Here is an 8,246-nt window from a genome sequence, read left to right as displayed (position 1 = left end):
TCGGCCCAGGGACCGTAACGCCACGTTCTCCTCGAAGGTGGTGCCCAAGGGCGAGCGGCGGATGGATGGCCTGGACGGGATGATCATCTCGTTGTACGCGGGCGGGATGACGGTCCGCGATATTCAGCATCACCTGGCCGCCACGTTGGGCACCGAGCTGTCGCACGAGACGATCAGCAATGTCACCGAGTCCGTCGTCGAGGAGGTGCGGGCGTGGCAGTCACGCCCGTTGGACGCGTTCTACCCGGTGATGTATCTGGACGCGATCATGGTCAAGATCCGCGATGGCGGACATGTGTCGAACCGGGCTGCGTACATCGCGGTCGGGGTCGACATGTCCGGGGTCAAGCACGTGCTCGGGATCTGGGTGCAGGCCAGTGATACGGGAAGTTTTGGGCTTAGGTCTGCGCGGAACTGGCCAATCGCGGGGTGCGAGATGTGCTCATTGTCTGCTGCGACGGGCTGACCGGGCTGCCCGAGGCGATCGAGGCGACCTGGTCCAGGACGCTCGTCCAGACGTGCACCGTGCACCTCATTCGGGCGTCGATGAGATTCGTGTCGTACACCGACCGTAAGGCCGTCGTGGCGATGCTCAAGCCGATCGACACCGCGGCGACCGAGGACGCCGCGCTGGCGGCGCTGGCCGAGTTCGCCGACTCCGAGCTGGGCAAGAAGTACTCGGCCACGGTCGCGACCTGGGAGCACGCGTGGGCCCGGTTCACGCCGTTCCTCGCGTTCAGCCCGGCCCTGCGCAAGTTGATTTACATGACCTCCGGACTCGGCACACCCGACGCCATCGACGAAGTCAAACAGCGGATCACTCACCTCGAGCAGCAGTCCACTGACCTACGGATGCAACTCGAAGAACGCGACCAGGAGCTCGCCGCATCGCGAGCCGGGGAACTATGGCCAATCTCAACGCCCCACAACGGGCCCGCTGACACGCGCCGCCAAACTCTCTGGAACCAGACCCGCCGCGCACTTACCGACCTACGCTCTCGACGATGATACCGATTTAGACGCCTGTCTCAGTGGGGCTGCCTTCGCCCATGATCGCAAGTTGGGTGTCCGTCGCGCCGCGCAGAATATCGGCCAAACGGAGAGCCACCGCGAGCTCGTCCCGACGACGGTTGATCGGGTGACCGAGCCGCTCCTCAATCGACTTCAGTCGGTAAGCGACTGTCCTCTCGTGGACATGGATACGGGCGGCAGTCGCAGCGGCGTTCTGCCCAGTTTCGAAGTATGCTCTAAGCGTTTCCCGCAGCAGTTCTGTACGGGGATCGCCGTCGTTGATCGGGCTTAGCTCGCTCATCATGAAATCTCGGGCGGACAAGATGTCGCGCAGTACGACGCTTTCCAATGCAACATCGCGGTAGCAGGTGACCGGTTGTGGACGCAGCCGTGCGACCCGACATGCCTGCCAAGCTAGTCGGTGTCCGAGACGGAATCCTTTGAGCCCGGGTGCAGGGCCGCCAAGGGCTACATAAGTCGCCGGGGGCGGACTGATCGACGGCAGGTGTTGCTCAAATGACTCACCAAGCCGGCTGTGGCCCAACCAAGCCAGCGATGTGCCTCCCGTGCCCTCGACGACGAGCAGCGCGGCATCCAGGAGTTTGGCAAGTGCCTCGAGGGCGACGCGTGGCGCATTGCCCCACGCAACCACGGCGAGGTGTTCGACGTTCAGATTGTACCCGAGCTGCCCTGTGTCGGTGGGCACACCACCGAGGAGATCTGTGACGATCGCTCGGCGCTGCCGGTCGCGACTATGAAAGAAGTAGGCCGACTTCTCGCGATCGTAGGCCAATACGACGTCCCGCGTAGTCAGGTCATTCCACGCAAAGTGATACTCCGCCACCTGCTTGAGCACCGCAGTCCGCCTCGGGCCGTCTGGGACCAGACGCACTGCGGTGTCAAGGATCCAGTTCCATAGGACAACCTGGCCGATCCGCCGGGTCAACAGGAGATCGGTGAGGTCGACACTGGCCTGAGCGGCTACTCGTGCTTCTTCCAAGGCGCCTTCGGACGCGCCGTCTGGCAGATGCCGCGCGTGACGGAGCCCTTGGATGATGCTCGTGAGAGCTCCGGTGATGCTCGGCAGTTCGGTCTCTAGCAGCATGGGGTCATTGCGGCGATAGTAGTTGGGCGCACCGGAGCGACTGCGCTGCTGGATCTCGTCGCTGATGGCGGGGATGTCACTCATGAGCGCGTTTGCGACCGCGCGAATATCTTGCTCGATCGACATATCCGGATTATAGGGGCCACGTTGATTGCGGCCAAGCAGACGGCATGCCGGCCGCGAGATCTGCCTTCGGCACGAACCGGCGTGTCCCACCGTGTCCCTCGGATGAGGCGCTCCGCTGTGCGGTGGCGGCTCGAAACGCCTCCATATGCCCCAGGCAGTTTGGATGGACACACCTACTCTGGTGCGGGCCCGCTCTGCAATGACGGCATGCCTTCGGCGCTAGTCTCAGACCTCCGTGAGTAGTTTGAGGGAGATGGCCTGTGACCAGGGCTTCTTCTGTGCCACGAAATATCGGAAATAGAGATAAGACTGTGATAGGCCGGGTGGGTGATTCAGGCGGAATTGGAGGGGATGCCGGAGCCGAGCGTACTGCGTGCGCACGCCAGCGATGGGGTGGTGCTGGTGACGTGTGGCCGCACGCTGCTGTACCGGTACGAGGCCGGCGACACGGGGATACGGAACCTGGCAGTCGTGGCACTGACCGACGCGGCCGGCGGGTCGATGAGGTCGCGGTGTTCGAGCTGACCGCGACCTATGTCTCGATCCTGCGGGGCCGGGCCCGCCGGGACGGTTCGGCGGGTCTGGTGCGCCGCCGGGGCCGCCGGGGGCCGCCCACCGGGCCTGTCCACCCGGCAGGTGACCCAGGCCCGTGAGTGGGCCGGTCAGGGCTGGACGCAGCAGGCGATCGCCGACCGGCTCGGGGTGGCCCAGTCGGTGATCAGCGAGCTGCTCGCCCGGCTCGGCCCGCTGCCGGTGCAAGACGTGCTGCCCGAGGACGCCGGCGATCTCGCCGAGGGCGACGTGGACACGGGCGGATCCGGCGCCCCGACGACGACACCGGCGTGCTGACCGCGACCACCCTGGGGTTCGCGCTCGGGGTCGGCACCGTGGAGGGGTTCAAGCACCTGCGTCGGACCGACGCCGGGGCCGCGGTCGGGCTGAACATGATCCCCGAGCTCGCCACGCTGCGGGCCCGGCTGGCCGCGCTGGCCGACGGCACCGACCCGCTGGGGTTGCAGCGGGCGTTCGCGGCGGGCATGCTCGCGGTCGACCCGGCCGGTGATCCGGTGTACTTCGTCGACGACCACTTCGTGGCCTACGCTGGCGCGGCGCCGGTGGCCAAGGGGTGGAACACCAAACGCCGCCACGCGCAGTCCGGCCGCGACGATACGCTGCTGGTCGATGCCCGCGGGCGGGCCGTCGTCTTCTCCTCCGGCGAGCCGACCGGGCTGTCCACCACCTTGCCGGGGGTGCTGGACCAGCTGCGGGCGGTGATCGGACCGGACGCGCCGATCCTGCTCGGGTTCGACCGGGGCGGGGCCTACCCCGTCACCTTCACCGCGTGCCGTGACGCGGGCGCGGACTGGGTCACCTACCGGCGTAAACCCCTGGCAGACAGCACCGCCCCGCCGAAGCGGTCGTGGACCGTGCGCGACCGGAAGCGGGTGACGATGATGCTGGCCGATGAGACCGTCCACCTCAAGGGCTACGGGGATGCGCGGCAGCTGACCCTGTTCGAGCACCACCAGCCCGTCCTGCAGGTCCTGACGTCCGAGACGAACGCGACCGGCGCTGACCTGGTATGCTGGCTACGGTCTCGGTGGCGGATCGAGAACATGTTCAAGTACGCCAGCGCGCACAACGGGATCGACGCGCTGGCCTGCTACGACATGACTATCAGCGCCGATGACCGGAAGATGGCCAACCCCGCCCGGGCCGCCGCCCGCAAGACCGTCAAAGCCGCAGAGGGCGAGTTGGCCGCCGCGGAACGCGCGCTACCCCAGCTGCTCAACGATGACGCGCTCACCCTGGCACAGAAGAACGCCACCCTCCCCGACGCGCACGCCCGGATCCGCGACGCGACCGACGCGGTCGCCGCCGCGAAGGCAGAACTCAAACCCCTCCCCGCGAAAGTGCTTGCCACCGACCTGAACCCGGACGCGCAACGAGCCCGACCGCACCTGGCCCGCCGCGGCCTGCAAATGGTGCTACGCCTCCTCGCGTTCAACGTCGAGGCCTGGCTCGCCGACCACCTGAACGCCTACCTGACCGACCCCGACGAGTATCGCGCCATCATCCGCAACCTGTTCCACCACGGCGGGCAGGTCGACTACACCCACACCGCGATCACCGTCACCCTCGACCGGCTCGACAGCCCCCGCGTCGCCCGCGCCCTCGGCCTGCTGTGCGACGAGCTGAACCAGGCCCCCACGCGCATGCCCGGCGACCACCGGCCCATCACCTACCAGCTCGCCGACGCCTGAAATTCTTAACGATCGGGCCACCACTACTCACGGAGGTCTGAGGCTGCTGATCGAGAAAGCGAAGACCGTATCGCAGGATCCCTCGACCAAGCCTTATGCCACTGCGGGCGACCGCAGCTCTCGTCAGAGATCTATGTGCGCCGTATCTGCCGACAGGTGCTCTGATCAGCTCAGTAGGGATGCGTTTCGAGTTCCCCTATCACGCGATCTGCGGTCTCAAGCGCTCCCTCGATGTAGCCAGGGAAGAGTAGCGAGACGTCGGAACCGGCGAAGTGGATCCGACCGTGCTGCTCGCCGAGTGACTTGTGGGCTCGTGTGAACTGCCCAACGCGTGGCGATACCCAAGGCGCGCGAACGTAGGGGTCCTCGGTCCAGTCGTGGCAATCGGTGCCCACGACGACGGCGTCGGGGAGGTAGTGGTGCACTCCGGCCTCGATCGCAGCGTCGTCGCTGGGATCGACTGAGTCACGGTCGGTGAAGGCCACCAAGATCCGTCCACCATCAGAAGATGGTAAGTAGTCGTACAGTGTGGGAAAGACGCCGTCGCCCGTGCAGGAGATCCCTTCTGGGACACCTTGCACTTGGATGAGTAGCTTCAAACCGCGCCCACCGTGGCCCTCCGCGACCACATTTGCGCGCGAACCGGTCAGGGGAGGCTCGAATGCGATGCTTCCCATCGCGTTGAGCGGCGCGGCGACGACCACGTGTCCGGCGCGTAGCACTCTGTCCTTGCCATACAACACCTCGACGCCATCGGCATCCTGCTGTAGCCCGTGTACCGGCTCACCAAGTCTTAAATCGGGGACGTCCTTCGCGATGGCCGAGGTTAAGGCACCTGTGCCCTCGGACATTACCTCGTCCAACGAGAGGACGACACCGAAGACTGAATACCCGTGAGAGGCCACAAACTGTAGCGCCCACAGCGCCGAGGCATCCTCAAGTCGCTGGCCCATCATGTTCCAGCACCACGACCGCAGCAGCTGGTCGGTCACCGGCGGCATGTCGAGTGTATCGAAATACTCTTTGACTGAAATGTCGAGATCCTCGAGGCCCTGGTTCTCAAGTCCGGCTTCTAGGTCTATCCGGTGGGCATCTCGAAGGAGGGAATACAGGACGCGCTCAGCCTCGGTCGCCTCTTCGATCGGGACCGGGAATGCCGAGTTGTGCTCGCCTTGTCCCAGGCGATTGCGGAACACAGTGAATGGTGCGGCCGGCTGGGTTCGGATCCCGTAGCGGTCTATTTCGGCTGCCAGGCGGCCGTGGTGGTGGCGGTGGAGGTAGGCACCACCAACCTCCACGAGAGTGCCTGGGTCCGTCTTAGATTCCCGACTGTAAGCGCGTCCTCCTACGCGGTTGGCCGCCTCGAGAAGCACTGCGGACTGGTTGGCTTCGCTCAAATTACGGGCCGTCCGGAGGCCAGCAAAACCACCTCCGACAACCACGACGTCGGTTCGTTCCATGGTGTTACCTCATTTCGGAGTAGGGGCCATAGTGACAAATCCTGAGTCCGTCGCACGTTGCGCGTCCCGGACGATTCGAGTCTGAACCCTATGAGAATCCGACAAACGAGGTTGCCCGCCCAGAGGGCAATTTGTGTGGGCGGTAAGACAGGACTGCACGCCCGCGTCGATGGAGTCGTTGTACGAAATAGCCTCGTGCTCAAACGTTTTCGTTCCTCTTATGAACCGTGCGATGAGGAGATGGTCGAGCATACACGCAAGATGCGGATCCCGCTTCAGTAGCACCCATGACACGAAGCGCAGTATTCACATTGTGTCCAGGCGGTCAAGTCCCAGCCACGCCTCCTCACCGCGAATTGGCCTTGGTCGGAGATGCACGGATCCGTAGATTCGTACAGGCTGTCTGCGGTACCAAACAACTCGTCTGGCCTGGCGGTACGGCACTGTGGTGCGGGAAGCCCTGCCCCTATCGGCGGTCATCAGATGCCCATCTAACTCAGTGCATTTGCCGGCAGGGATACGCAGGCAGTGCACTACGACGACGAGGACGACTATCGCTATGAGCCAAATTTTAGTCATAGGTGCCAGTGGCAAGACCGGGCGACACGTTGTGACCGGACTTATCACCCGAGGTGCCACGGTCCGGGCAGCATCTCGCACACCCGAGAAACTTGACCTCGAGGAGGTCTATCGAGTCCGGTTCGACTGGCACGACGAGTCGACGTGGGGCCCGGCGATCGAGGGCATCGAGGGTGTATATCTCGTCAAGCCCGAGTCCGCGGACGTCGTCGAAGTGGTTGGTAGGTTCCTGGAGGAAGTCAAGACAGCCGGCGTGGTTCGGGTGGTGCTGCTCTCCGAAGGCGCCACGCAAACCCGGCCCGATCACATCGCCGAGCGTCACGTGGAACGGGTTGTGGAGGCCAGCGACCTGGAGTGGACGATCCTCCGTCCGAGTTGGTACATGGATGACCTCGTAGATGAGGACTTTTTCGGCACCATGATCCGCAATGACCGGGTCATTGTGATGACCACGGGTGGCTCGGCTACGGCGTGGATCGACGCCCGTGACATTGCGGAGGTCGCGGCGGAAATTCTCGTCAACGGCGGAGCCGCTCGGCAGGCCCTTAACCTGACTGGCCCTGAGGCACTTACTCTCGATCAGCTTGCCAAGCGCATTACTGCGACCGCCGGCCCCGTGGAGGGCGTTGAAGAGAGCGTCGCCGAGGCCCAGAAGCGGATGCGTGCCGACGGGCTCGACGAAGGTTTCGTCACCTATATAACCCGCATCTCCGAGAGCATCGTCGAGGGGAACACCGCCATCGTCACGGGTGAGGTCGCGAGGGTGACCGCTCGTCCGCCTCGCAATATCGACACGTTCCTAGCGGAGCACGAGTCACAGTTGCGTCCCAGCGGGAAAGTGAGGTCCGAGACGCACGCAGAGCAGGCGTTGCGGTGTGCGCGGAACAACGAGGCGCTGTTCCGTCGCCAGATCTCCGCGTGGGCGGGCAACAAGATTGACGATCTGGTCGACTGCTATGCATCGAGCATCGTCTATAGGGATATGCCGTTTCCGGACGAGCCGATAAGCGGCAAGGCCGCCTTCCGGGAGCACATGAAGGGGTATAACGCACTCTTCGCCGACGGTCAGGTCGAGGTTGAGCTGGTGACCCTGACCGCGTCCGGCACCAACGTTGTCGGGGAGCTGAGGTGTCACGCACGGTACGTCGGCCCCGGCGCGCCAGAGGAGGGCGCGCCGGTCAGTTGGTACGCCACACTCATTGACACGGTCGTCGACGGCGAGATCGTGTCCGAGCACGCCTACTTTGACCCCGCAACTTTCGATAGGGCAGTCCAGCAAGTGACCAGCTAAGCCTCAACCGACGGGTTGACAGTGTGCGCGAGGGGGAGTGAGCGCAGGAATGGCCCGAGCGTGGAGGGGCGGGACAGGCGTCGAAAGCCCAATCGAGTCCGCTTCGGGGCCGCCTCGCAACCTGCGCTGCGACTCTCGCTCCAACGTGGACGCTCTTGTCGGGCAGGCGCAGCCACTCATTGTCCAGGTCCTGCAGGTCGGCGTCAGTTGGACGCCGCGATACAGCAGCACGGCCCCGAATGCTCAGCGACCAGAGCCCGGAGCAATTTATGCCTACTCGCCAACCTCAACAATCTTGCAAAGCCGGCGTTGATCTTCTCGGACCATGCAGAGGTGTTCCGGGTCACGGACCCACAGACTAGAGCAGCGACATCACGCGAGTTGGACGTTAATAAAGGAGATTCCTATGA

The 8,246-nt window shown here is 64.3% G+C and carries 6 protein-coding genes and 1 pseudogene; 5 read left to right on the top strand and 2 right to left on the bottom strand.

Annotation, left to right across the window (positions count from 1 at the left end):
* A pseudogene (locus FGL98_RS26575) lies at positions 1-780 on the top strand (IS256 family transposase); the annotation flags it as partial.
* Positions 781-1,015: 235 nt separating this feature from the next.
* Here the strand turns inward: FGL98_RS26575 and FGL98_RS24145 are convergent.
* Entirely contained in the window at positions 1,016-2,242 is a 1,227-nt protein-coding gene (locus FGL98_RS24145) for a PucR family transcriptional regulator (protein WP_146321322.1), read from the bottom strand.
* Between the two features lie 327 nt (positions 2,243-2,569).
* On the opposite strand from FGL98_RS24145, the gene FGL98_RS24140 reads away from it, so the two are divergent.
* From FGL98_RS24140 to FGL98_RS24130, 3 genes are read left to right on the top strand one after another with little or no spacing between them, the layout of a single operon-like run.
* On the top strand, positions 2,570-2,767 hold the full coding sequence (locus tag FGL98_RS24140; protein ID WP_146321320.1) for a hypothetical protein: 198 nt from the start codon (positions 2,570-2,572) through the stop codon (positions 2,765-2,767).
* 9 nt (positions 2,768-2,776) lie between these two features.
* Positions 2,777-3,091 carry a helix-turn-helix domain-containing protein gene (locus tag FGL98_RS24135; protein ID WP_146321318.1) on the top strand — a complete coding sequence of 105 codons (315 nt, stop codon included), beginning with the start codon at positions 2,777-2,779 and terminating at the stop codon, positions 3,089-3,091.
* The gene (locus tag FGL98_RS24130) at positions 3,085-4,506 is read left to right on the top strand and encodes a putative transposase (protein WP_146321316.1); all 1,422 of its coding nucleotides are present in this window, start codon (positions 3,085-3,087) and stop codon (positions 4,504-4,506) included. The genes FGL98_RS24135 and FGL98_RS24130 overlap by 7 nt, the downstream gene beginning before the upstream one ends.
* Positions 4,507-4,676: 170 nt before the next feature.
* Here FGL98_RS24130 and FGL98_RS24125 read toward each other — a convergent pair whose 3' ends face one another.
* The gene (locus FGL98_RS24125; RefSeq protein WP_146321314.1) at positions 4,677-5,966 is read right to left on the bottom strand and encodes a flavin monoamine oxidase family protein; all 1,290 of its coding nucleotides are present in this window, start codon (positions 5,964-5,966) and stop codon (positions 4,677-4,679) included.
* 559 nt (positions 5,967-6,525) lie between these two features.
* Between FGL98_RS24125 and FGL98_RS24120 the strand changes: the two genes are divergently transcribed.
* Entirely contained in the window at positions 6,526-7,836 is a 1,311-nt protein-coding gene (locus FGL98_RS24120; protein WP_281289212.1) for an NAD(P)H-binding protein, read from the top strand.
* The last annotated feature ends 410 nt before the right edge of the window (positions 7,837-8,246 follow it).

The sequence above is a fragment of the Leekyejoonella antrihumi genome (genome assembly GCF_007845645.1).
Lineage (GTDB): Bacteria > Actinomycetota > Actinomycetes > Actinomycetales > Dermatophilaceae > Leekyejoonella > Leekyejoonella antrihumi.
Note: the sequence above shows the minus strand (reverse complement) of the source record. Positions and strands in the feature narration are given on the sequence as shown.

Coding starts and splice junctions, on each gene's coding strand:
- FGL98_RS24145 (WP_146321322.1), bottom strand. CDS start 2,242: ATGTCGATCGAGCAAGATATTCGCGCGGTCGCAAACGCGCTCATGAGT.
- FGL98_RS24135 (WP_146321318.1), top strand. CDS start 2,777: ATGTCTCGATCCTGCGGGGCCGGGCCCGCCGGGACGGTTCGGCGGGTC.
- FGL98_RS24125 (WP_146321314.1), bottom strand. CDS start 5,966: ATGGAACGAACCGACGTCGTGGTTGTCGGAGGTGGTTTTGCTGGCCTC.
- FGL98_RS24120 (WP_281289212.1), top strand. CDS start 6,526: ATGAGCCAAATTTTAGTCATAGGTGCCAGTGGCAAGACCGGGCGACAC.